This window comes from Kurthia sp. YJT4 (assembly GCF_030219945.1).
Classification (GTDB): domain Bacteria; phylum Bacillota; class Bacilli; order Bacillales_A; family Planococcaceae; genus Kurthia; species Kurthia gibsonii.
In genome coordinates, this window is record NZ_CP126689.1 from 2,786,647 (window position 1) to 2,809,345 (window position 22,699).

The following is a 22,699-nucleotide window of genomic DNA, read 5'->3' on the forward strand; positions in this document are numbered from 1 at the left end:
GTCGTTTCTGTTTAGGAAGCGACTTCTTTTGTTATATTTTCTTTTTTCGGTGGTTTTATCACTGTATAAATAATCCCTCCAAAGATGAACAGCATACCGAGAATCTGCGTCATCGTTGGTCGGAAATCTAAAATCCAAATATCGAGTAAAATAGCGACTAATGGATCGACAAATACAAGTGCAGATACGAGTAATGTGGATAAGTTACGAATACTATTAAAGAATAAGTAATACACAAAACCTGTATGAATAAAGCCCGTTCCTAAAATATATAACCAATTACTCGTCGTCAATCCATGAAATACATCAAACTGCACCATTGGGAATAAGATGACAATCCCAACTATCGTTTGAACAAACGTTAGTGCATATGTAGATAAATGCTTTACCCCTCGCCCCACAAACATCGTCATCGCATAGCAAATAGCCGATAACATCGCATAGATGAAACCCTCATTCCATAGTAAATGAAGCGAATCAACTTGTTGTACCCCTACGATTAAGATACTACCTAAAAAGCATACGACAATGGCTAAAATTGCCGGAATCGTTAGACGCTCTTTTAAAAAGATTCCGCCCAAAATCAGGACAAAAATCGGCGCTAAATTATAAATCGAAATCGCGAGCGAGATCTCCATTTCATTGAATGCTTTAAATAAAAACACCCAGTTAAATACGAGAAACACACCGCAAATTATCGTTTGAATAACTTCTTTTCGTGACCACTGCTCTGTTTTATAACTCTTCGTTATAAGCCATAAACCACCTAAAAACAATGTCGCACAAATACACCGCACAAATACCAATTCTTCTGCTGGAATACCTGTTTGAATCGTAAAAAAACCAACCGAACCGAAAATTGCCATCGAGATTGTGAGCTGAATGGCTGCTTGCATATTCATGTTGTCCCCTTCTCTCTATTCAGGAATATTCTGACTATTATACCATGAAAAAAGAGTAAAAAGCAGAATGCCTTTTACTCTCTAGATAATCGGAACCCACAGCTCAACGGATTCCTCACCTGTTTCCTTGTTATATGCGTATTGCTCTAAAATCGGTGCCTTTCGAAAACGAAAATAATCCGCTTGACGAATCCGATGAAAGAAAGCAAAAGCATCATACTTTTCATTTGTACTCGTCGCAATCACATAACGCCCTGACGAGATGACAACATCTTCTGCATTCTCGAGTGGAATCGTTGAAGCACCTACAATTCCTGCATAATAAGCTGCGACGCTTAATTCCTCATGTTCTTTGGGAAAGAATACACCATACGTCACTCTCGGTACACGATGTTGTATTTTTAAAGCTTGGTTTAACTTCTTTCGTATCTCCATAATCGATGCTTGCGTTACCACATTCGTACGAAAACCGCGAATTCTAAACCCTACCTGTTCCTCTATCCGTACATACATAACGTCTACTCCCTTGGCCTTAAACTATCCATTTAAAACAATTCGTTTCCCTTTTCAACCATTTTAAAACATTATTTCTTTAAACGGAATGGAACGGTAATTAAAATAACATTTCTCTTATAAAGTAAATAGGTACGAATTAATAAACTTGATTGATTATGCAACATATTATGCCAGCCTTTTTTTACAATGAATTGTGGCACAATAACGGAAACATAATAATTTTTTTCACGTGCTTTTTTCTCCACTTTATCAATAAATTTTGTCAGTGGATTCACTAAACTACGATATGGTGAATACAGTGTAACTAAACGAATGTCTGCTTGCCACTTCTTCCATTTCGCTTCAAATGCCTTTAAATCTTCCTTATCGAAAGAAACATACACTGCTACAATCATATCGGGATTCAATGTTTTTGCATAGTTTAATGAATTACGCACCATCTTTGTAATGCCTGAAACCGGAATAATCATGACGTTCCCGTTCATCTCTGGTAACACTTCATCTGTTAACTTCAGTTGTGGACCAATACTATCATAGTGCGATTTTATACGATGGAAGATGATGACCATAGCCGGAACAAAAATGAGAATCGGCCATACATATCCGAATTTAGTAACAAAGAAAATGGCTGCGACAGTAAATGAGATAATCGCTCCCACTGTATTGATTGTCAGTTTCCCTTGCCAGCCTTTTGGGCGTTCTCGTAACCATTTTCGCATCATTCCTGCCTGTGCCAGTGTAAATGGAATGAATACACCTGTCGCATAGAGTGGAATAAGACTCTCTGTTTTACCCCCGAATAAAATAATTAAGACAATCGCGCCAATCCCTAGTAAGACAATCCCGTTGGAATAACCTAAACGGTCACCACGTACTTGGAACATGCGTGGGATATAACCATCTTTTGAAAGATTAACAGCGAGTAATGGAAAAGCTGAGAAACCTGTATTAGCAGCCAATATCAAAATTAACGCTGTCATTCCTTGAATAATGAAGTAGAAAATCCCTCTACTTACACTTTCCTGTGCAATTTGAGATACAACTGTCTGATGTCCATTCGGAGTTACACCGTAATAGTACGCTAGAAACACAATTCCTGAAAAAAGAAGAGCGAGTAAACCACCCATTGCTAACAATGTTTTTGTCGCATTGACAGGCTCAGGCTTTTTAAAATTTGGAATCGCATTAGAGATGGCTTCAACACCTGTTAAAGCCGAACTACCAGAAGCAAAAGCTTTTAGTAATAAAAAAAATGTAACCCCAGCAACCGGTGTTCCAATTGCTGTATGATTCGTTGTCGGTACTTCACCATTTAGAATACGATAAATACCTACGCCAATTAAAATGAATAAAGATAAAACAAACAGATACACTGGATAAGCTAAAATCGTCGCTGATTCCGTTACACCTCGTAAATTTAAAATCGTTAAGATGATGACAAATACCACTGCCATCTCGACATTGTAATTATGAAGCGCTGGAAAAGCTGATGTAATTGCATCTGCTCCTGCTGAAACACTTACTGCAACGGTTAAAATATAATCAACAAGTAAGGCGCCACCTGCGACTAAACCTGCATTCTTCCCTATATTTTCTTTTGAGACGACATATGCGCCACCACCATGTGGATAAGCATGAATCACTTGTCTGTATGAAAAAATCAGTGCGACCAATAAAACAATTACACCGACAGCGATTGGAATGGAGTACCAAAATGCAGCTGCACCAACAGCCATTAATACGATGAGAATTTGCTCTGGTCCATACGCGACAGACGACAATGCATCTGAAGATAAAATCGCAAGTGCCTTTGTTTTACTTAATCTTTGATCCATCAACTCAGTTGACTTTAATGGGCGACCAATCACATATCTTTTCCATAAACCCATTTTTTACACTTCTCCTTCATATGTTTCAAACTCCATGATTCGCTAAAAAGAATATAAAAAAGCCTACAGGCACGAGAAATAGACCTGTAGACAAGTAATTTTTTGCCTAACAAGTTTCCATCTCTTCTCTGTAACGCTTACGAGGTTAGCTGTCGGATTCGGGCTGAGAGTAGCCCTACCTTTTTCAAAAGGATTCACCCCAAGGAATACATTTTCCTGTTTATGTGGTTCCCCCGCGTTTTTTAACTTCAGCGATTTAGAAATTTGAAACTTTTTAAATTGTGTTGTAATAATACTCCCACTTACGTCATTTGTAAATATTTAAGTTGAATTTTTTTCGTAAATTCTTAGCGCTCGATTTGCATAGTGCATCATGAGTAAGAATAAAGTAAGGGCAATTCCTACGAATAAAAATTTTGCGTCAATAAAATCAAATAATGCACCGAATAATAAAGAGCCTATCGGTCCCATGCCGACAGAGACCGTTTCAATCAGTCCAAATACACGTCCACGATAATGATCTTCTACCGAACGCTGAATAAGTACGCCAATCGGGGTATTCGAGCAAATATTCATTGCGGATATACTGAATAAAACCATCATATAAAAAACAAAAGTTAGCTCTTTTGAAAAATCGAAAAAGAGTGGAATTGCGATACTTCCAATGAACATACAAGCGAGAATAACTGCACGTCGAATGAAAATAAGTGGTCTTCGTAAATCACTACGAACAGATAAATAAATGGACGCAATCAACATTCCAACAGCACCTGCTCCTTGTATAATCCCTACATTCGTAGAAGGCATTTTTAATTGCTCTACAAGGATAAAAACAATGCCTACACTAATTGCTGAATTGAAGAAGTTTAACCAAATATTCATCCATAAAAGAGACTTCACAAGTGGTTTTTCTTTTAAATACTTTACCCCTTCTTTCATACTTTGTAGCATGCTTTCTTTTTCACGTTTTTGATGTTGTTCAAATAATGTAAAATCCATTGTGGCTTCTAAAATTAACGCGATAAAATAAGCGACTGCCATCGAAATTAAGAATACTTGCATCGAGACAAAACCATATAACATCCCCCCGATAACAGGTCCACCAATCCCGCCGATTGAATAGGAAATTTGATTAAATGATAAGGCTTTTTGTAGACGCTTTTTCCCCACCATATTAGGGATCGCACTTGAAAATGCTACGCCATTAAATGCACCAATCGTTGAGAAAATAGCGGTAATTGTATAAATTGCAACAACAGATAAACCAAATAGCCATGTATGTATAATTAATAAAACAACAGATAACGTAATACCTGTCATACTCGCGACAACAATTCGTTTTTTCGGAAAACGATCCGCGACATATCCTGCAAATGGTGCCGCTAATGCACGCGGTACAACATTAAATACGATATTCGTTGCGAATGATAATGCCGAGCCTGTAATCGATAAAATATAGAGACTAATACCAAAGCTGAATACCGTAAAACCAAGAGATGTAAGCATTTTACTAATAAAAAAAGTAATTAAATTACGCGTTGCACGCCTTTCAATTTGAAAATCCACAGATGTCCTCCTTTATTTCGGTTATCGTAACATTTTACCAGATACAGTCATTCTGTAAAGAGGATTTAGTTGGCAGACACACACTTTCCGTATTATATTGACACTATAGATGAAAAAAGGAGTTTTAAATATGACGACTATTTTAATTGTCGATGATGACTCGCGCATTGTAGAACTAGTGGAAACACACCTACTCGAAAAAGGCTATCAAACAATCAAAGCTGCAAATGGTATGGACGCATTGGACCAACTAAAAAAACATAGCTGTGACTTGGCAATTGTTGATGTCATGATGCCTTTCATGGACGGTTTACAACTCACAAAAGAGATTCGAAAAAAATACAATATCCCGATTTTATTATTAACAGCGAAAGACCAAATTACGGATAAAGAAGCAGGTTATGAAGCAGGTACAGACGATTATCTCGTCAAACCATTCGAACCACTCGAACTATTATTCCGCGTTAAAGCACTTCTTCGTCGCTATGATGTACAAGAAGATACATTACTTCGCATCGGAAATATTACGGTGAATACGAACACATTTGAAGTAACGGTCGATCAGCGTTCATTGTTCTTACCACCGAAAGAATTTGATTTACTTGTTTATTTTATTCAGCATAAAAAACAAATTTTAAGTCGCGATCAATTGATTGAACAAGTATGGGGCGCTGATTTTTCAGGAGATGAGCGTACAGTTGATGTACATGTAAAACGTCTGCGCGAACATTTTAAAGAGATTTCGCCATTCGTTCAAATTAAGACGATTCGCGGCGTTGGTTACATGTTGGAGGAAACAGAATGAAATCGCTCTATACAAAATTCGTCGTTTATACAGTAGCGATTATGATTGGTAGCGGTGTTATTGCCTTTCTCATTTCAAATGGTTATTATCAACAAAAGCTAAAACCAGTAAATGATGCAAAGAATACACGAATCGCACTCGATATTGCAGAATTTGCAGATCGTCATCCAGATATGAACTTAACCGAATATCTCGAAAATACAGCAGCAGTTGGCTATCAATTCTACCTCGTAAAACCGAATCTAAAAGGTGAATTTTTCGGCTCAGATTTCCGTGAAAAAAATCTAAGTAAAAAAGAAATCGAATCAGTTTTAGACGGTAATATCTTTCATGGTATTCAAAACTTCCCTCAATCCACCTTTGTTACAGGGTTCTTTGCGAATGAATTGCAAAACTCGATTGGTGTTCCTTTAAAGCATGACGGCAAAAACTATGCACTCTTTATTCGCCCTGATATTAAACTACTCTTCGGCGAAATGCATATTCTCTTTGGTATTCTCTTTGTTCTCACGATTGCACTTAGTATTGTTTTTGTATTCATTAGCACAAAATATTTAGTGAAGCCGATTCGCACATTAACATCTGCAACACAACAACTCGCTAATGGTAAATTTGATGTAGCATTGAATGTGACACACCGCGATGAAATTGGACAGCTTGCAAAAAGCTTTACACATATGGCAGAACAACTTGAAAAAAATGAAACCACACGTAAAGAATTCATCTCCAATGTGTCGCATGATATTCAATCACCATTATCTAATATCAAAGGCTATACGAACTTATTAGAAAAAGAAGATTTACCAGAAGAACAAAAGAAACAATATATTCAAATCATTAACCGTGAGATTACACGACTATCTGAACTAACGAAACAACTTCTTCTTCTCACATCGCTCGATCAAAATAAATCAATGATTCAACCAACTGAAGTTGATATTGCTCAGCAAATTCGTTCACTCATCAGACAGTACCAATGGCAAATTGGCGAAAAAGGATTAATGGTCGGTTACACACTCCCTTCTTCTTGCGTCATTGAAGGCGATGCAACTTTCCTAAATACCATTTTCGATAACCTTTTAACGAATGCGATTAAATATAATGAAGAAGGTGGGCAGATTGATGTTTCGCTTCGTGAAACAGACTCGCGTGTTATTCTACAATTTAAAGACACTGGAATTGGTATGACAAAAGAACAGCAAGAACGTATTTTTGACCGTTTTTATCGTGCAGATACTTCACGCACACATACTGTTACAGGAACAGGACTAGGTATGGCGATTGTGAAATCAATGGTGCAATTACATCATGGCTCTATTTCAATTGATAGTGAGTTAGATGAGGGTACAGTCTTTACTATTTCATTACCAAAACAACTAAAATAATCAAAGAAGAAATCGCTTCATCGAACGGTTTCTTTTTTTATTCCATTTTTCACCTCCATTTATTCATATTCTATTCATATTCCGAACGTATAGTAAGAGTATCAAGAAAAACGGGAGGAAAAAATTATGTTTTCACTATCACTAAAAGAAATTAAATTCTTTAAATTACGTTATATCCTCATCGGGTTTATTTTATTCTTCGTTGCAGCACTTGTATTTATCATCAGCGGCTTAGCAAATGGCTTAGCGAATGATAATGCTTCATCTATGAAAAATATGAATGCTGTTTCGTATTACGTTTCAAAAGACTCCGATAATCGAATGGATCGTTCACGCTTTACAGCTACTGACGTTGAAAAGATTAAAACGAACGATGCACAACCTTTAGGTATTCAAATGATGACATTAAAGGATAAAGAATCAAAAGAAAAATTAGACGTTACATTAATGGGAATTAACCCTAGTCAATTCTTAATGCCAACTGTTGTAGATGGCAAAACCATTTCAAACACATCGAATAATGATGTCGTTGTTGATAAGACATTAGAAAAACAAGGCGCAAAAATTGGTGACAAACTATATGCGGAAAACTCAAAAACAACATTAACAATCGTCGGTTTTACAGAAGACCAAACATATAGTCATACACCAACAGTAATCATGAATACAGACACATGGTATAAAATTTTCGGTGGTAAAGAGAATGCTGGATTTAATGCAATTGCCCTAAAAAATGATAATGCCACAACAAAAGCAGATGTAAAAAATGCCGTAGCAGACGGTAAATTCGTTCCAAAACAAGACCTAATCGATACAATCTCTGGTTATAGTGCTGAACAAAGCTCATTGATGATGATGCTTGCGTTCTTAATTGTCATTGCGGTATTCGTACTTGGTGCGTTCTTCTACATCATGACAATTCAAAAAGTAAATCAATTCGGGATTTTAAAAGCGATTGGCGCAAAAAACAAATTCTTAATCGGTTCAACAATGCTACAAGTACTTGTATTATCTGTTGTCAGCATTGGCTTAGCAATTGGCTTCGCATTCGTTTTACAACAAATCATGCCGAACGGAATTCCATTCGTCTTTGACTTTGCGTTAATTCTAAAATTCGGTGGCGCATTACTTGTTGTTTCACTATTAGGTGCTTTATTCTCAACAACAAGTATTGTGAAAGCCGATCCACTACAAGCAATGGGGAGAGCTGAATAATGAATACACCATTACAACTTGTAAATATTCAAAAACATTTTAAAGATGGCGATAACGAAATCGAGATTTTAAAAGACTTAAACTTGAGCGTAGAAAAAGGCGAGTTTGTCGCAGTTGTCGGTCCATCAGGTTCAGGGAAAAGTACAGTATTATCCATCGCAGGCGCTTTACAAAGTGCCGATGGTGGTGAAGTCGTAATCAACGGTCGCGATATTAACCAATATAGCGATAAAGATAAATCAGACGTGCGTTTAAAATCAATCGGCTACATTTTCCAAGCAGCTAATCTTGTACCATTTTTAAATGTGTACGATCAATTAAAGCTTGTGACTGAACTTGCAGGTGATTGGAATGACGAAACGAAAAAACGTGCAGATGATTTACTAGAATCAGTTGGTTTAGCAAATAAAGCGAAAAAGACAGTTCAACATTTATCAGGCGGTGAAAAACAGCGTGTTGCAATCGCACGTGCTTTCATGAACGACCCTGATATCATCCTTGCCGACGAACCAACTGCGGCACTTGATGCCAATCGTAGTAAAGAGATTGTTGAATTAATCGCTAAAGAAGTTCACGATAAAAATAAAGCAGCCATCATGGTAACACATGATGAATCTGTCCTTCACTACTGCGATAAAATTTATGAAGTACATGATAAAAAATTAAGATTACGTAAATAACAAAAAGAGCCGAATCCATTATTTCAAAATGGGTTCAGCTCTTTTTTCATTCTTGTAAAACATGTTCATCAATTTGTTTCAAGTGATAATAGATGCCTTGTTGTTCAATTAAATCTGCATGTGTACCTACTTCTGCAATACGTCCCTCATCCATTACAAGAATCTGGTCCATCTGTTCCAACCCTTGTAGGCGGTGGCTAATCATGACAACCGTTTTCCCTTTCGTTTTTTGAATGAGTTTATGATGCAAACGTTTGGTTGTTGCAGGGTCAAGTGCAGAAAATGGCTCATCTAGTAACCAAACAGATGTATTTTTCAGCCACATGCGACCTAGTGCAAGTCGCTGCTTCTCCCCACCTGATAGGTTTTCGCCATGCTCTAACACTTGCATGTTTAAATCAAAATCAAGTTCCATCTCTTTTAATACATAGTCTAATTCTTCGTCTGTAGCAATTGGTTTTGCGATACATAAATTATCACGAATTGTACCATAGAAGAAGTGATTTTGTTGTAACAATACCGTTGTCTTCTTCCATAAATCTTCGGATTGAATTTCTTCAAGCGGTTGTCCTGCAATTCGAATTTGCCCACTTGTTGGGTTATAGAGGTCGAGCATCAATTGGAAAATAGTCGATTTACCAGAGCCACTCGCGCCGACAATCGCTGTTCGCGAACCTTGTAAAGCCATAAATTGAATGTGTTGTAATGTGTCTTCAGCTTGCCCTTCGTATCGAAAAGATACATCTTGAAAAGCAATTGAAAATGGTTGCTTTTTAATAAATGTACCAACATCTGTTTCTTTACCAAAGTCCTCTTGTTCAATCATTTGTAAACGGGTCATCGCTTGATCCGACTCTTTCTCAAATGTAGGAACGAGTGCCATTGGAATCGCTAAATCAAATACCGTCAATGTAATTAACACGAGCATCGCTAAATATAAACCATTCAATGAACCTGTTGTCACAAAGTATGCACCAATCACGAGTACCGAAGCGACAGTCAGCATGGATATGAATGCATTGAGTGCTTGGTCACGAATAAGTGCCTTACTCTCCTTATGTTGTTCCTCTGCATAGACATCCGCAATCGCTGCTACTTCATCCATTTTTTCATGTAATGTATGACTAATCGTTAAATCTCGATAGCCATATAAAACTTCTGTCATCTCCGTTGAAAGTGCCGCACGCTTTTCTAACTTATGTTGTCCTACTTTTTCATGTCTTTTCGTTCGTAGTGTAGGAATAACAACTGCAGTTAAAATGAGACTGACTAGAATAACGAGCGCAATCCATACCGAGTAAAACATCGTAAAGAAAATCGTACAAATAAAGACAATTGCCAAAACAATCGGTGGATAAAATACTCGTAAAAAGAAATTTTGAAGTGACTCTACATCGCTGACAATACGCGATAGTAAATCACCACTACGATATTTTGTGAAGATACGTGGTGCTAGTCGTTCGAGTTGGTCATAAAAGGTCATACGAATATTACTCAATATTTTCAACGTACCTTCATGTGAGATAACTCGTTCAAAATAGCGACTTACTGATTTTGTAATGCCAAATAGTTTTAAACAAGCTGCTAAAATTAAAATAACGTAAAGTGGTGGTTTTAAAGAGGCTTCCGAAATGATATATCCACTCATCGCAAATAGCCCTGCAGCTGTAATACCACCAATACTTCCTAAAAGAATGGAGATGAGAACAGCTTTTCTTTCTTGCATGACTAAATTAACAAGTACCTTCATGTCGCTCGCCCCCTACCATTTCACGATAAATCGCACTCTTTTGAAGTAATTCCTGATGTGTACCTGTCTGTTCAATTGTTCCATTATGAACGAGTAGAATTTGATCTGCTTGTTGAATCGTATGCAAACGATGCGCCACTGTAATGACGGTTCGTGTTTGTGCTAATTCATCCATTACACGCTGTAACAATTGTTCTGTCTGCACATCTAAGCCCATCGTCGGCTCGTCAAAGAAGACAATTGTACATTGTTTATAGAAAGCACGCGCAATCGCTAGGCGCTGCTTCTCGCCGCCCGACATACCGCGACCTGCTTCGCCTACTGCTGTATGCATACCATTCGGTAATGTCGCAATCCAATCGCCTAATTGAGCCTGTTCAATTGCTCGCTGAATGGCTACTTCATCACAAGCACCTTTCTTCATTTGAATATTTTCTGCAATCGTTCCCGTAAATAAATACGGATGTTGTGAAATATAGGCAATCTGCTCAAACCAAGCATCTTTCGAGACTTCTTGACGCAGCTTCCCATCGATTTTCACATGACCTTCTGTTAATTCATATACACCAGCCAGAATGTTTAGAAGCGTCGTCTTACCCTGTCCTGTGGGTCCTACAATCGCTGTTCGACTATTCGGAGGGACTTTCACATTCAGTTGTTCTAATTTGAACGCATCACCATATTGAAAAGCACCCTGTTCAATCGCAATACTTGGTTGTTGTTCAAGTGACTGTGTCCCCCATTTTACTGGCTCGATTGGACGCTCTAATTCCTCTTCTAAAATTTCAGCTGCAGCCATAGAACCACGCCCTGAATGGAATGCACTACCTAAGTCTTTAATCGCATTATAAAACTCAGGGGCAATCGCTAAAATGAAAAATGCAGGGGCAAATGTCATCGTTTCAAATGTAATCATTTGATACGCAATTTCGATGGCAACTAGTCCAATTCCAAGTGTTACAACTAATTCAATGAAAAATGTCGAAGCAAACGCAACTTTTAAAATACTCATCGTCGATGTTTGAAAAGCACGATTATTCTCAGCTAGTTCTTCGCGTTGTTGCTTCCCTTGACCAAATAATTTTAATGTTTGTAGTCCTTGTACTAAATCTAAAAACTTCCCTGAAAAAAAGGTCAGTTCTTTTAATTGTCGTTCTGATTTTTTTTGCGTTTGTAAACCAACAATAATATACGCAACCGGAATAAGCGGCGCTGTACATAAAAGAATCAACCCGCTATAAATATGTGTCATAAATACGGCTATTAATAGGATGAACGGTACGAGCATCGACTGGATTACTTGTGGCACATAATCTCGGTAATAACTTTCTAACTGGTCAATCATCTCAATTAACATTGTCACTTTGCTACCGGTCTGTCCTTTGACGGATATCTGAAGCGGGTCTTGTTGCCACTTTTTAAGCAGTGACTGGCGGACACGTTTTTTCACATTCGTTGATAGACGGACACCTAATTGGCGATTTACACTCGTGCAAATAACACGAATAATAATCGCACCAATTAATACTGCTATATAAGGAAATGTCGCTGAAAAAGCAGACTTTTTAATAAACACTTCATTGACAATTTGAACAATTGCATAAGACTGCGCAATAATTGCTAACCCTATACAAATAGAAAAAATAGCATTCCCTACTAAAACACCTTTTTGTCTCATTGCCCATTTTTGTAGCCATACCATGAAATTGCACCTTCTCTCTTAATTCCACTATAGAAGAATTTATTATGCTTTTCTTGTTCCAATACCCTTTTCTAGACAGAATTACTTTTTCATTCACAAAAATTACATCGCTTCTTCACAAACGTGAAAAGTTTTTGAAGTTTCGTCATAATTTTTAGAATGAGAGGCGAATGATTCGATTCCACAACCCAATGTCCCGTTCCGCCGAACCAATGTCTCGTTTTGTTGAGCGAATGTCTCTTTCTACAAACCAATGTCCCATTCCACACTCCAATGTCCCATTTCTCCGAGCGAATGTCCCGTTCCGCCGACCCAATATCCCCTTTCGCTCACAATAAAAAACCAGCATAATGCAAACATTATACTGGTCCGTTACAGGGCTTATTCATGCCATGTGTACGTATAGAGTTGTTTTTTCTCTTGGATTGCTAAGAAATAGTCCTTACCATCGTTTTTCGCACGATAATATGCATAATCTCCTACTTCAATTGTTGGTTCATGATCCTGTAAAGATTTTTTCATATCACTTTTCAAACCTGTATCAATTGCATCCTCTTTAAACTTATTTAATAGCTTTTGATAATAAGCTTGGTTCTCTGTCGTAACTTCTTCCATCTCTGTATTCGTCATAGAGGGTATTTTATCGTATTCATATAATGTAACCCATTGCCCACTTCCTGTTTGGGCTAATTCATGCGCTAGAATGGGTGATTCCGCAGTTGGTGGTGGAATCGTCACGCCCCATTCTTGTTTATATGCATCCACAACAACTTTCGGATCCATACCGCCTTTTCCAGTCAAAATGTATAGAGAAGCTGTAACCAAAATAATAAAGAGTAAGATAAAATAATATTTCTTTTTCATGTAGAATCTCCCATAGTAAGTGATATAGTAAGATTATCAAAAAATGGCGTTCTATACGAATGAATACTGTAAAATATGCAAATTTGATGTGCGACCTGCCATGCGAAGTTCGGTATCGGTATAACCTTGCTTTATATATAAAGCACGCGCACGTTCATTTCCTTCATCCAATGCTAAAATAATACGCTCAATATGTGGAAAATTCTCTTGCACATAGCTTGGAATTTTTTCAAGAACTTTTGTCGCATAGCCACGTCCTTCATAACGAACATCTGTTGAAAAAGAACGTAATAAAATATCATGTTCAGTACCTAAAAAATCAAGAGGGCCTTTTCCTTCATGCAAAACAAAAAATGTTACAAATAAATCGTCATCCAACGCTAAAATAGGGTGTCTCTCACTATCTTCTATTTTTATAACTTCACGTGGTGAGGCAGTGTAAAGCAGTTGATCTTCTGTTAGTAAATAGTTTTGAATACGTGGCTCATCTTCAACCGTAAATTTTTTAAAATACATACATTCATCCCCTTTTCTTCATTTTACAGAAAGAACGCTTGTTCGTAAATTTTAAACTATAAAAGAGGTACTACATTTATGGAAATCATCACAACTCAATTAATCTTCATCGCGATTTTCATTTTGATGATTCACTCAATTGAAACACTCGCTTATGCAGTTCGCTTATCTGGTGCGCGAGTTGGCTTACTTGCCTCGGCACTCTCATTATTTAATATTCTTGTGATGGTGTCACGTATGGCAAATATGGCGCAACAACCATTCACAGGAAACTTACTCGATGAAGCACCTCAAGATGACGGTTCTTTTTTAGAGACACAATTTCGCTTCATTATCGGCGCTTCAACAGTTGGCACACTTGTAGGTATTCTTCTACTTCCAACATTTATCGCGGTATTCTCACGAGCAATCATCCATTTAACAGAGGTTAATGGTTCAGTTGGCGCTTTGTTTAAAAAAGGATTTACAGAAGGTTACTTTCGCCGCAGTTTAAACTATATTCGCTTACCCAAACGAAAAGACTGGCAAGAGATTGAATGGAAGGATGCACCGTATCGCCTATTCTTTATTAATATTTTTATTACAGCCATCTATACGATTGGTGTCTTATCTGCTTTATATGCGGCGCTCTTAATGCCTAGTCATAGTGCAACTGCTACAATGGCATCTGGATTGATTAATGGTGTAGCAACAATCCTTTTAATTATTTTTATTGATCCTAAGATTTCTGTCATGGCGGACAGTGTCATACGCGGAAAAGGGCGCTATAATCAACTGAAAACAGCAAGCATTTTTATGATTACATCAAGATTAATCGGTACTCTAGTAGCTCAATTATTATTTATTCCTGGGGCAAAATATATCGCTTGGTTCACAACATTCCTCTAGGAAAGGACATATATTGTCTATTTCAAACGTAAATTTAGTTGTATTTTTCAATAAATCTGATACAATACGAATGGTCATTTGAAAGGGGTGTCAGCCATTGACTTGGGAGATTTTTAGTGTCGTCGGAACGATTGCTTTTGCAATATCTGGTGCAATTATCGCTATGGAAGAAGAATATGATATTTTCGGCGTTTACTTACTAGGAATCGTCACAGCTTTTGGTGGTGGTGCAATCCGTAACGCATTACTTGATATTCCTGTATCTGCACTTTGGGAACAAACTTCATTATTCCAAATTGCGCTTGTATCTATAACACTCGTCTTTTTATTTCCCCATAAAAGTATCGCGCATTGGAATCACTGGGGGAATTATTTTGATGCGGTCGGTCTATCTGCATTTGCTATTCAAGGTGCCTTATATGCCGTCCACCTAAATCTACCTGTAGCAGCGGCTATCGTAGCAGGTATTTTAACAGGTTCTGGCGGTGGGATTATTCGTGATTTACTAGCAGGGCGTAAACCACTTGTTTTAAAACAAGAAGTATATGCCGTCTGGGCGGGAATCGCTGGTTTAATTATTGGACTTGAGTGGGTAAAAGATGATTGGGCGCTCTACACATTATTTGTCGTCATCACGATTTTAAGAATCATTTCATATATTTATAAATGGACATTACCATTTAAATCGTTAAAACCAACAATTGTAAAATGAAAAAAGCTAGGTTGTTTTCGATGAATCATCGAACAACCTAGCTTTTATTGTATAATTTGCTGCCAACAGATTACTTTTTCTTCAAAAGACTTTACGTTTTTTCCCGGAACAGGGCTTGTTGAAGGCATAAGCATATATGAAACTTGCTCTGAAAAAGTATGTTTAAAATACTTCAAAAAAACACGTTCTGCTTTCCCGCCATTAAAAACAATACGTTCAACATTCGGATAACGAACCAATAGCTTTTCAAAATCATTTGGCACTTCTTGTTTAATAGCTGAATCTAGACTTCCTACACGCTCACAAGAAGCAATCGCATCCCATAATCCAATCTGATTGTCTAATAACCATGCAATCTTTTTATCATATGTAGATGGTACATCTTGCTGTAAAATATGCGACATAATTCCCCAAAAATGATTTCGCTCATTTCCGTAATACTGCTGCTTCTCAAGAGAAATTTTTCCTGGCATCGAACCAACAATTAATACTTTCGTCTGTTCGTCAATAACAGGTGCTAGTACATTATTAATTTTAGCCATTAAAAGCTTGTTTTAGCTTTTCAAATTGTTCTTGAAGAGCTTCTAAATCCGGTTTTGATGCTTTTTGATCCGCCTTCACATTAATTTCATAACGTAATTTTGAATAATGTTCATCAAATTTTGCAACAGCTTGTTGGAAATCTTTTAATGGTTGGAATGATTCAAATTCCGGATCCATAAATGTATACACTTGGAATGAATGTACACTCGCACTAAAATGTGAATAGTTTTCCATACCTTTTTTACCTGTTGGCTCACCTTTTTGAAGCGCTACTGCATTGTCGATGATACTTTTAGCCGCATCAATTAATAATTGTGTATTAGTTGAATCCATATGTTACCCAACTACCTTTCTTTTAATCAAATTGACTTCTCTTACCAATTGTAGCATATCGACGCAAATTTTTTATATGTAAAACACTTGATTAAATTTGAACATTACAGCCCCTTTCAACTAATATATCCAGCCAAGGTGGAACATCTTCAATTGGATTATCACGTAAGTCAAGTTCTTGTAAATTCGTTAGTTGTAATAGCTCAGCTGGAACCTCTGTTACTTGATTGCCTCGCATATTTAATACTTTCAAAGCCTGACATTTAAACATCTTACCAGGGAATCTTTTTAATTGATTCGCTTGTAAATCGAGTACTTCTAAGCTTGAAAAACTTGGCGTAAAATCCTGTATCTCAGCAATTTGATTATATCCTGCATAAAATTCTTTTAGATGAACAAGTGTATAAAATGAACGTGGAATTGTCATAATTTGATTATGGTCGATTGATAAATGTGTTAATTGAATAAGCATACCAATCTCTTCAGGGATTTGAACAAATTGGTTGTGTGAAATATTTAAAGATTTTAGTTTATGTAAATTCCCAATCGTACTTGGCAATTCTTTCATTTGATTATATTCAACGTGTAATGCTCCTGATAAATTTTGTAATAACCCTACCTCTGCTGGCATCTCTTCAATTTGATGATGGGATAGATTCAATTCTTCCAATTCAGTTTGTAAAAATAATTCATTTGGAAAACAAGTTAATTGTTGTTCAGATAAATCGACACATGTCATTTGACCTTCTGCATTAGAAAACATCTATTTAAAACCTCCTATCCTTTATTTTTATACAATCTTAGTATGCTAGTTATATCGTCACACTTATTTCATTATATAGTATAAAAGGTCTTTAATTATATAAAAAAATGGATATCATTGAAATGTAAGCATAACATCTCTATTAAAAATATAAACAAAACGTTATTGAATCAGTCAAGTCCAGACTCCTGTGTAAAATGCTATACAATGTTTTTACCATTTCTACTTATCAAAATTGATGTATTTTCTTGAAGAATAAATCCATTCATCATGTAGGTCCATAAGAACGGCTCCAATTAAGCGATTGGCTGATGTTTGATTGGGGAAGATGCGAATAATCTTTTCTCTTCTGCGTACTTCTTGATTCAGTCGTTCAATTAGATTGGTACTCTTTAGTCGATTGTGGGAATTTCCTTGTACGGTATATTGAAAGGCGTCTTCGAATCCATCATCCAATGATGCGCAAGCTTTTGAATATTTTGGTTGATCGATATAATCATGAATCAATCGATTTTTAGCCTCACGCGCTAAGTTAATATCTGTGAACTTAAAAATTCCTTTAACAGCTTCTCTGAAAGATTTTGAATTTTTTTTAGGAATGGTGGTAAAGATATTTCTTAGGAAGTGAACTTGGCATCTTTGCCAACTTACGTTGGTGAAGGATTTTCTAATGGCAGAGACTAATCCTTTGTGCGCATCAGAAATAACGAGTTCCGTACCTTGTAAACCGCGTTCTTTTAGGTATTCAAAAAATGTTGTCCAGGTCTCTTCGCTTTCGCCACTTTGAATCATGAAGCCGATAATTTCACGGTCGCCATCTTTGGTTATTCCAATCGCTATATGACAGCTTTTTGAGAGTACTCGATTTTCTTCTCGTACTTTTATATAGAGTACATCGGTCATTAAGTAAGGATAATTTTTTTCTGATAATAAACGATTCTGCCACTCGTTAACCATAGGTTCTAGCTGTTCTGTTAAGCTAGAAACGAAGGACTTAGAGACGGATTTACCACAAAGTTCTTCCACAATTTTTGATACTTTACGAGTTGAAACGCCTGATACATACATTTCCAACATTGAAGCCATGAGGGCTTTTTCGTTTCGTTGATAACGTTCAAACACTGTGGGTGAAAAATGGCCATCACGTGTTTGAAGTGACCCCTAAAAGTTAGACACGGTTATTTTAGGCAGCTTGGGTAAATTGAGTTCGGTATTGCACTGGACTCATCTTTAATTTTGCCTTCATGCGTTTCGTGTTGTAATAATTTATATATTTTTCAAGTTCCAATTTAAACTGCTCTACACTTTCAAATTCTTTTAGGTAAAGGAATTCGGACTTCATAATCCCAAAGAAATTCTCCATCACTGAATTATCGTAACAGTTACCCTTTCGAGACATACTTTGCACAATCCCTCTCGATTGAAGCGTGTGGCGATATTGTTTCATTTGATAATGCCATCCTTGATCCGAATGCATTAATAGCTGGTGGTCTTCTGGTAAACGTTCTAAAGCCTTATCTAACATGTCTGAAACAAGTGAAAAGGTTGGTCTAGAGCCAATCGTGTACGTGATGATTTCTCCGTTAAATAGGTCTAAAACAGGCGATAAATAAAGCTTTTCGCCAAATAATTTAAACTCTGTAATATCCGTTACCCACTTCTCATTTGGAGCTTCTGCTGTAAATTGGCGGTCTAAAATATTTGGGACAATTTCGCCCACTGTGCCTTTATATGATTTATATTTTTTCATGCGGACAATACACTTTAAGCCAAGCTCTTTCATGATGCGCTGAACCTTTTTATGATTCACTTTTTGCCCACGATTCGCCAGCTCATCACGAATGCGACGGTAACCGTAACGACCTTCATGTTCATCGTAAATGGCTTGAATGTCAGCTTTTAAATCAGCGTCTGGGTCTGGTTGATCCATCTTCTTCACGATAGCGTAGTACGTACTGCGTTTGATTTTGGCGAATGCCACAAGCGCCTTCACCGAGTATTTATGCCTTAATTCATAGATGACCTTTACTTTGTCTTCTTTGGTGATTTTTCCTTGGCTTGAACTAAGGCATTCAACTTTTTTAAATACTCGTTTTCCATTTCAAGCTGCTGAATACGCGCTTGAAGAGCTTTAGTAGAGCCTTCTGCTAGTACGTTTTTAGGTTGTTTAGTCGATTCTTTTTTCATGGATTGACGCCCCTTTTTCTTTGGCTGAAGGGCATCCTCTCCTAAAGTTTCGAATTGTTTTTTCCAATTCTGTATCGATGAAGCACCTGCAATATTAAAGATCGCAGCTGTTTCATTAAAGGACGTACCATTTTCAGTCATATAGTTAAGTACGTCTAGTTTAAACGCTTTTGTATAGTTTGTATATCGTCTGACAAAAACCTCTACACCATTGTGCTGATATTGTTTCACTAAGCCTAATAAATAACGATGTGAAATACCAAAATCCGCAGCGACCGTTCTAGAGCTTTCCTTGCCATTTAGATAGCGTTCAACCGCTGCTAATTTATCTTCAGGGCTCATTTTTCCCATAGAAAAACCGCACCTCCTTGTTAGTATGTGTCTAACAAATGGGGTGCAGTTCAGTTCTGGGTACTTTTAATTCTAGCGTGCCTACACGTGTCGTAAAGCTGCGCTCATAATAGCCATTTCGTTGACTTTGTCGGTTTTCTGTTCGTTCATATTCTTTTGCTTGAATATATTCTGTTCGTTGATTTTCCATTAGTTGATTAAATACCGTTGTTAAAATATTTTTAGAAACGTCATCCTTTACAGAATATTCAATAATGCTTTGAATCTCTTCGCTTTTCAGTGTAAAATGTACTTGGGTCATGTAAAAGTCCTCCTGGGTATGTTTTTGTCGTTAAAAACATTGTACCGTAAAAGGACTGTTATATGGCCTTTTTACTTTTACACAATTATACGGACTTTATCATTGAATCTGTCTTTCCACTATGTATTTGTTAGAAATCAATATTTTTATTATTATACTAATAATATGATTTACCCAAATTATGTTATAAAAAAACCTCGAATACACTAATGTACTCGAGATTTTAAAATTACTTTTTTTGTTTTTGAATATAGATAACTAAACTTAACACACTAATTAAAATAATGATTAAATGTAGTGCTAATAAAAGTCCACTTGTTTGTTCTGATATTGGTAACAATACCGTTAAAATACCGATACCTAATAAAAAATAGGCACTATTCGTTGCGACTTGTAATAGTGGTTTTTTTATTTGAGTTACTTGCATACCAATAAGCATTTGCAAATTTTTAGTGCGCCATAAATAAATAGCTAATAAAATAAGTGCCGTTCCAATAACGGTTGTTGGCACAAAGTCCATCGCCTTCATATTCTTCATTCCTTACCTCGGTTGAATTGTCCATAGCCCACAACAATGAGCATATTTCTTAAATTGTACCTTGGCAAATGTCGAAATGATAGGTAAAAGCTTTGTCACGATAAAATAATATTCGCTATCATCCCACTCATCAATATGCTGTTTACGACATTTACTCTGTAAAAAGTGTGTTTCAAAGCTAATGTCGCCAATATAGACGACACCACCTTCATTTAGATGTGTCAATAATTCACGCAACAGCCTAACTTTGTCGTCATCTGTTAAGTGATGCATCGCATAGGTACTGATAATAACATCGAATTTTTGATTCGTAATCAACTTCGATGTATGGTGTAAATCGCCTTCGATAAAAGTCGCTTTTGGCATTTTATCGCGTGCAATGTTCAACATCTCTTCCGAAAAATCAATACCTGTAATATGATGTCCTGCATCATATAAACGTTTCGTTAGTTTACCTGTTCCAACGCCTAAATCGACAATGTTTTGTACATCCTTTGTACAAACTTTTTCGTATAAAGCTTCCATCATTGGTTCATACCCCGCAAAAGGATATGCCTCTTGTTCATCACTTAATTTAACTGTTTGATCATAGCTTGAAGCCCATAAATCAAAACCTTTATTATCCAACATCAATGTAGAACTCCTCCAGATTATTCCGGAGAATTTACATGTGTAAACCCTCCTTATTTGCTGTAATTGTTTTCATTGATTTAATCATGTCCAACACTCCTTCATTTTTTCTTTTTTTATTTAAGCTTCATCCCATTCATCAAAATACAATGCCATATGGTACTCATCAATATATTGATGATTTGGCATCTTTAAAATATCTTTTTCCATACCGATAATTTCAAAACCAAAAGATGTATACACACCTTTTGCAATTTGATTTTTCACATTAACTTTGAGATGAATTTGCTCACAACGTAATTCTTTTGCACGCATAATCGCTGCGGCAATAATTGGCTTACTAATGCCCTCTCCTTGATAATCTTGATGCACATAAATTCCTTTTAAAGAAGCGATATGACGCAATTTCAGCCTTGTATTTGTCTTTAATGTGACCATTCCTACAAGTTGTTCTTTCTCAAATGCGCCAAACACAATATGGTTTTGATTATTTAGAAAATTTTCAAAATAATGAGGTTCATATGTTACTTCTTCTTCATAAGATGCGGCAAACGCGGTTGGAGAGTGTTCAAGTGCTTGTAATCGTAATTCTCGATAGATCTGTGTATCTTCTTTCGTTAACACGCGAATACGCACAAAAGACCCTCCTTTATTTTTTGATATTATACCACATTTTAGCAATTACAAGCCATTATGACCCAAAATGAAAAATGAGCTATAACGAGTCGGGTAACTCGTTATAGCTCATTTAGATTCAAAAAGTGTAAGCGATTTTTTTGGAGAAAAGTGGCTTACCTTTTTGTTTCCAATATCTATTTTACTAAACATATGCAATAAAAACTAGATATAACTTTGTATAGGATGTAACTCTTTATCCTCGATTTAAAGCATTTTCTTCTAAAGCTACTATTTTAGAATTATTCACTATTGCTTGATTGGATTTACTTTGTAAAAATACGCTCATATTGGAATTCTTTTGTTGCTTCATCTCGTGTAATTAAGAAGACATCTGGATTCGTCATCTTCTGCCAATCTTCAAAGCTAAACTGATCATTAATTGTTTGTAAGAACATCGAGATTAAATTACCATGACTGACAACGACTGCTGCTTCTTCAGGTCGTTCAATTAACTCGTTCATCACTTCTACAATGCGCGCTTGTGCTGCACGACCTGATTCGCCACCCTCAAATTCTAAATCCATCTCTACAAAGCCTCTTTGCATCCATGTCAGCCAATCATCCACTTTTAATGTGCTAAATACACGCTCTGTTAAACGCTTTTCTTCATGAATAGGTAAATCACGTGATGCAGCAATTGGTTCAGCTGTCTGAACTGCTCGGTCATATGTACTCGACATAATTAAATCGATGGGATGCTCTTCAAAGAATGGAATTAAGTCTTGTGCTTGTTGACGTCCTTCTTCTGTTAATTGTGCTTTAGGCTGTTGACCATCCGCTTTACAATGACGTACTAGGTAGATTTTTTCCATAGAATCTCCTTCTTTCTAATTGATTGTCTCATTATACAAAAAGTGTGCCCGAATGAATAGTTATAACCTTTCATTCGGACACACATCTTAGCGTATAAAAAGCCACCATATAATATACAGCGGTAGTAAAAATCCTAAACTATATAAAACAATGCTTTTCCACATACACTTTA

General features: G+C 36.6%; 22 protein-coding genes, 2 pseudogenes and 1 riboswitch. Of the genes and pseudogenes, 6 read left to right on the forward strand and 18 right to left on the reverse strand.

Features of this window, described 5'->3' with window-relative positions; genetic code table 11:
• Window positions 1-11: 11 nt before the first annotated feature.
• The 4 genes from QN089_RS13880 to QN089_RS13895 all read right to left on the reverse strand — a co-directional run bounded on the left by QN089_RS13880 (window position 12) and on the right by QN089_RS13895 (window position 4,873).
• Window positions 12-902 carry a DMT family transporter gene (locus QN089_RS13880; protein WP_068450407.1) on the reverse strand — a complete coding sequence of 297 codons (891 nt, stop codon included), beginning with the start codon at window positions 900-902 and terminating at the stop codon, window positions 12-14.
• Window positions 903-983: 81 nt separating this feature from the next.
• Window positions 984-1,415 (reverse strand): GyrI-like domain-containing protein, encoded by a 432-nt coding sequence (locus QN089_RS13885; RefSeq protein ID WP_068450405.1) that lies wholly within the window; start codon window positions 1,413-1,415, stop codon window positions 984-986.
• A gap of 71 nt (window positions 1,416-1,486) precedes the next feature.
• A complete protein-coding gene (locus QN089_RS13890) occupies window positions 1,487-3,307 on the reverse strand; it encodes an APC family permease (protein ID WP_285215537.1) in 1,821 nt (606 codons plus the stop codon).
• 119 nt (window positions 3,308-3,426) lie between these two features.
• Window positions 3,427-3,571: riboswitch (cyclic di-AMP (ydaO/yuaA leader) on the reverse strand.
• A gap of 57 nt (window positions 3,572-3,628) precedes the next feature.
• Window positions 3,629-4,873, reverse strand: a complete 1,245-nt coding sequence (locus QN089_RS13895; protein WP_068450401.1) for an MFS transporter — start codon at window positions 4,871-4,873, stop codon at window positions 3,629-3,631.
• A gap of 130 nt (window positions 4,874-5,003) precedes the next feature.
• On the opposite strand from QN089_RS13895, the gene QN089_RS13900 reads away from it, so the two are divergent.
• From QN089_RS13900 to QN089_RS13915, 4 genes are all read left to right on the forward strand, one after another.
• Window positions 5,004-5,678, forward strand: a complete 675-nt coding sequence (locus QN089_RS13900) for a response regulator transcription factor (protein WP_285215538.1) — start codon at window positions 5,004-5,006, stop codon at window positions 5,676-5,678.
• Window positions 5,675-7,063, forward strand: coding sequence for a sensor histidine kinase (locus tag QN089_RS13905; protein ID WP_285215539.1), 1,389 nt, complete (start codon window positions 5,675-5,677; stop codon window positions 7,061-7,063). Before QN089_RS13900 ends, QN089_RS13905 begins: the two co-directional genes overlap by 4 nt.
• Before the next feature lie 126 nt (window positions 7,064-7,189).
• Entirely contained in the window at window positions 7,190-8,278 is a 1,089-nt protein-coding gene (locus QN089_RS13910; protein WP_285215540.1) for an ABC transporter permease, read from the forward strand.
• Window positions 8,278-8,958, forward strand: a complete 681-nt coding sequence (locus QN089_RS13915; protein WP_068450392.1) for an ABC transporter ATP-binding protein — start codon at window positions 8,278-8,280, stop codon at window positions 8,956-8,958. Before QN089_RS13910 ends, QN089_RS13915 begins: the two co-directional genes overlap by 1 nt.
• Before the next feature lie 46 nt (window positions 8,959-9,004).
• Here the strand turns inward: QN089_RS13915 and cydC are convergent, their stop codons facing one another.
• The 4 genes from cydC to QN089_RS13935 all read right to left on the reverse strand — a co-directional run bounded on the left by cydC (window position 9,005) and on the right by QN089_RS13935 (window position 13,790).
• Entirely contained in the window at window positions 9,005-10,708 is a 1,704-nt protein-coding gene (gene cydC / locus QN089_RS13920) for a thiol reductant ABC exporter subunit CydC (protein ID WP_285215541.1), read from the reverse strand.
• Complete coding sequence (cydD, locus tag QN089_RS13925; protein WP_285215542.1) at window positions 10,692-12,410, reverse strand: thiol reductant ABC exporter subunit CydD; 1,719 nt, start codon at window positions 12,408-12,410, stop codon at window positions 10,692-10,694. The genes cydC and cydD overlap by 17 nt, the downstream gene beginning before the upstream one ends.
• 381 nt (window positions 12,411-12,791) lie before the next feature.
• Entirely contained in the window at window positions 12,792-13,274 is a 483-nt protein-coding gene (locus QN089_RS13930; protein ID WP_285215543.1) for a hypothetical protein, read from the reverse strand.
• A gap of 51 nt (window positions 13,275-13,325) precedes the next feature.
• Window positions 13,326-13,790, reverse strand: coding sequence for a GNAT family N-acetyltransferase (locus QN089_RS13935; protein ID WP_285215544.1), 465 nt, complete (start codon window positions 13,788-13,790; stop codon window positions 13,326-13,328).
• 78 nt (window positions 13,791-13,868) lie between these two features.
• Between QN089_RS13935 and QN089_RS13940 the strand changes: the two genes are divergently transcribed.
• Both QN089_RS13940 and QN089_RS13945 read left to right on the forward strand, forming a co-directional pair.
• Window positions 13,869-14,678, forward strand: coding sequence for a lipid II flippase Amj family protein (locus tag QN089_RS13940; RefSeq protein WP_285215545.1), 810 nt, complete (start codon window positions 13,869-13,871; stop codon window positions 14,676-14,678).
• A gap of 97 nt (window positions 14,679-14,775) precedes the next feature.
• Entirely contained in the window at window positions 14,776-15,390 is a 615-nt protein-coding gene (locus tag QN089_RS13945) for a trimeric intracellular cation channel family protein (protein ID WP_285215546.1), read from the forward strand.
• Between the two features lie 44 nt (window positions 15,391-15,434).
• Here QN089_RS13945 and QN089_RS13950 read toward each other — a convergent pair whose 3' ends face one another.
• The 10 genes and pseudogenes from QN089_RS13950 to QN089_RS13995 form a co-directional block, all read right to left on the reverse strand.
• The gene (locus QN089_RS13950; RefSeq protein WP_285215547.1) at window positions 15,435-15,932 is read right to left on the reverse strand and encodes a DNA-deoxyinosine glycosylase; all 498 of its coding nucleotides are present in this window, start codon (window positions 15,930-15,932) and stop codon (window positions 15,435-15,437) included.
• Window positions 15,925-16,266: a hypothetical protein gene (locus tag QN089_RS13955; RefSeq protein WP_068450373.1), complete on the reverse strand. Its 342-nt coding sequence runs from the start codon at window positions 16,264-16,266 to the stop codon at window positions 15,925-15,927. Before QN089_RS13955 ends, QN089_RS13950 begins: the two co-directional genes overlap by 8 nt.
• A gap of 91 nt (window positions 16,267-16,357) precedes the next feature.
• Window positions 16,358-17,029, reverse strand: a complete 672-nt coding sequence (locus QN089_RS13960; RefSeq protein ID WP_285215548.1) for a leucine-rich repeat domain-containing protein — start codon at window positions 17,027-17,029, stop codon at window positions 16,358-16,360.
• 222 nt (window positions 17,030-17,251) lie between these two features.
• Window positions 17,252-18,181: pseudogene (locus QN089_RS13965) on the reverse strand (IS256-like element IS256 family transposase); the annotation flags it as partial.
• Window positions 18,182-18,212: 31 nt separating this feature from the next.
• A protein-coding gene (locus tag QN089_RS13970) for an IS3 family transposase (RefSeq protein ID WP_285215549.1) occupies window positions 18,213-19,567 on the reverse strand; the annotation gives its coding sequence in 2 pieces (ribosomal slippage) (window positions 18,213-19,114 and window positions 19,114-19,567; 1,356 coding nt in all).
• A 52-nt stretch (window positions 19,568-19,619) separates the two neighbouring features.
• Window positions 19,620-19,868, reverse strand: a pseudogene (locus QN089_RS13975) (transposase); the annotation flags it as partial.
• Between the two features lie 229 nt (window positions 19,869-20,097).
• Window positions 20,098-20,406, reverse strand: coding sequence for a hypothetical protein (locus QN089_RS13980; protein ID WP_131004906.1), 309 nt, complete (start codon window positions 20,404-20,406; stop codon window positions 20,098-20,100).
• Between the two features lie 3 nt (window positions 20,407-20,409).
• Window positions 20,410-21,036, reverse strand: a complete 627-nt coding sequence (locus QN089_RS13985) for a class I SAM-dependent methyltransferase (RefSeq protein WP_285215550.1) — start codon at window positions 21,034-21,036, stop codon at window positions 20,410-20,412.
• A 120-nt stretch (window positions 21,037-21,156) separates the two neighbouring features.
• Window positions 21,157-21,672: a GNAT family N-acetyltransferase gene (locus QN089_RS13990; RefSeq protein WP_068450365.1), complete on the reverse strand. Its 516-nt coding sequence runs from the start codon at window positions 21,670-21,672 to the stop codon at window positions 21,157-21,159.
• Window positions 21,673-21,977: 305 nt separating this feature from the next.
• Window positions 21,978-22,526, reverse strand: coding sequence for a histidine phosphatase family protein (locus tag QN089_RS13995; RefSeq protein WP_285215551.1), 549 nt, complete (start codon window positions 22,524-22,526; stop codon window positions 21,978-21,980).
• Window positions 22,527-22,699 lie beyond the last annotated feature (173 nt).

Excerpts from the sequence above, each read along its gene's own strand:
- QN089_RS13950 (WP_285215547.1), bottom strand. The coding sequence starts at position 15,932 with ATGGCTAAAATTAATAATGTACTAGCACCTGTTATTGACGAACAGACG.
- QN089_RS13905 (WP_285215539.1), top strand. The coding sequence starts at position 5,675 with ATGAAATCGCTCTATACAAAATTCGTCGTTTATACAGTAGCGATTATG.
- QN089_RS13955 (WP_068450373.1), bottom strand. The coding sequence starts at position 16,266 with ATGGATTCAACTAATACACAATTATTAATTGATGCGGCTAAAAGTATC.
- QN089_RS13935 (WP_285215544.1), bottom strand. The coding sequence starts at position 13,790 with ATGTATTTTAAAAAATTTACGGTTGAAGATGAGCCACGTATTCAAAAC.
- QN089_RS13930 (WP_285215543.1), bottom strand. The coding sequence starts at position 13,274 with ATGAAAAAGAAATATTATTTTATCTTACTCTTTATTATTTTGGTTACA.
- cydC (WP_285215541.1), bottom strand. The coding sequence starts at position 10,708 with ATGAAGGTACTTGTTAATTTAGTCATGCAAGAAAGAAAAGCTGTTCTC.
- QN089_RS13900 (WP_285215538.1), top strand. The coding sequence starts at position 5,004 with ATGACGACTATTTTAATTGTCGATGATGACTCGCGCATTGTAGAACTA.
- QN089_RS13995 (WP_285215551.1), bottom strand. The coding sequence starts at position 22,526 with ATGGAAAAAATCTACCTAGTACGTCATTGTAAAGCGGATGGTCAACAG.
- QN089_RS13915 (WP_068450392.1), top strand. The coding sequence starts at position 8,278 with ATGAATACACCATTACAACTTGTAAATATTCAAAAACATTTTAAAGAT.
- QN089_RS13910 (WP_285215540.1), top strand. The coding sequence starts at position 7,190 with ATGTTTTCACTATCACTAAAAGAAATTAAATTCTTTAAATTACGTTAT.
- QN089_RS13980 (WP_131004906.1), bottom strand. The coding sequence starts at position 20,406 with ATGAAGAATATGAAGGCGATGGACTTTGTGCCAACAACCGTTATTGGA.
- QN089_RS13985 (WP_285215550.1), bottom strand. The coding sequence starts at position 21,036 with ATGTTGGATAATAAAGGTTTTGATTTATGGGCTTCAAGCTATGATCAA.
- QN089_RS13880 (WP_068450407.1), bottom strand. The coding sequence starts at position 902 with ATGAATATGCAAGCAGCCATTCAGCTCACAATCTCGATGGCAATTTTC.
- QN089_RS13960 (WP_285215548.1), bottom strand. The coding sequence starts at position 17,029 with ATGTTTTCTAATGCAGAAGGTCAAATGACATGTGTCGATTTATCTGAA.
- QN089_RS13885 (WP_068450405.1), bottom strand. The coding sequence starts at position 1,415 with ATGTATGTACGGATAGAGGAACAGGTAGGGTTTAGAATTCGCGGTTTT.
- QN089_RS13940 (WP_285215545.1), top strand. The coding sequence starts at position 13,869 with ATGGAAATCATCACAACTCAATTAATCTTCATCGCGATTTTCATTTTG.
- QN089_RS13890 (WP_285215537.1), bottom strand. The coding sequence starts at position 3,307 with ATGGGTTTATGGAAAAGATATGTGATTGGTCGCCCATTAAAGTCAACT.
- cydD (WP_285215542.1), bottom strand. The coding sequence starts at position 12,410 with ATGGTATGGCTACAAAAATGGGCAATGAGACAAAAAGGTGTTTTAGTA.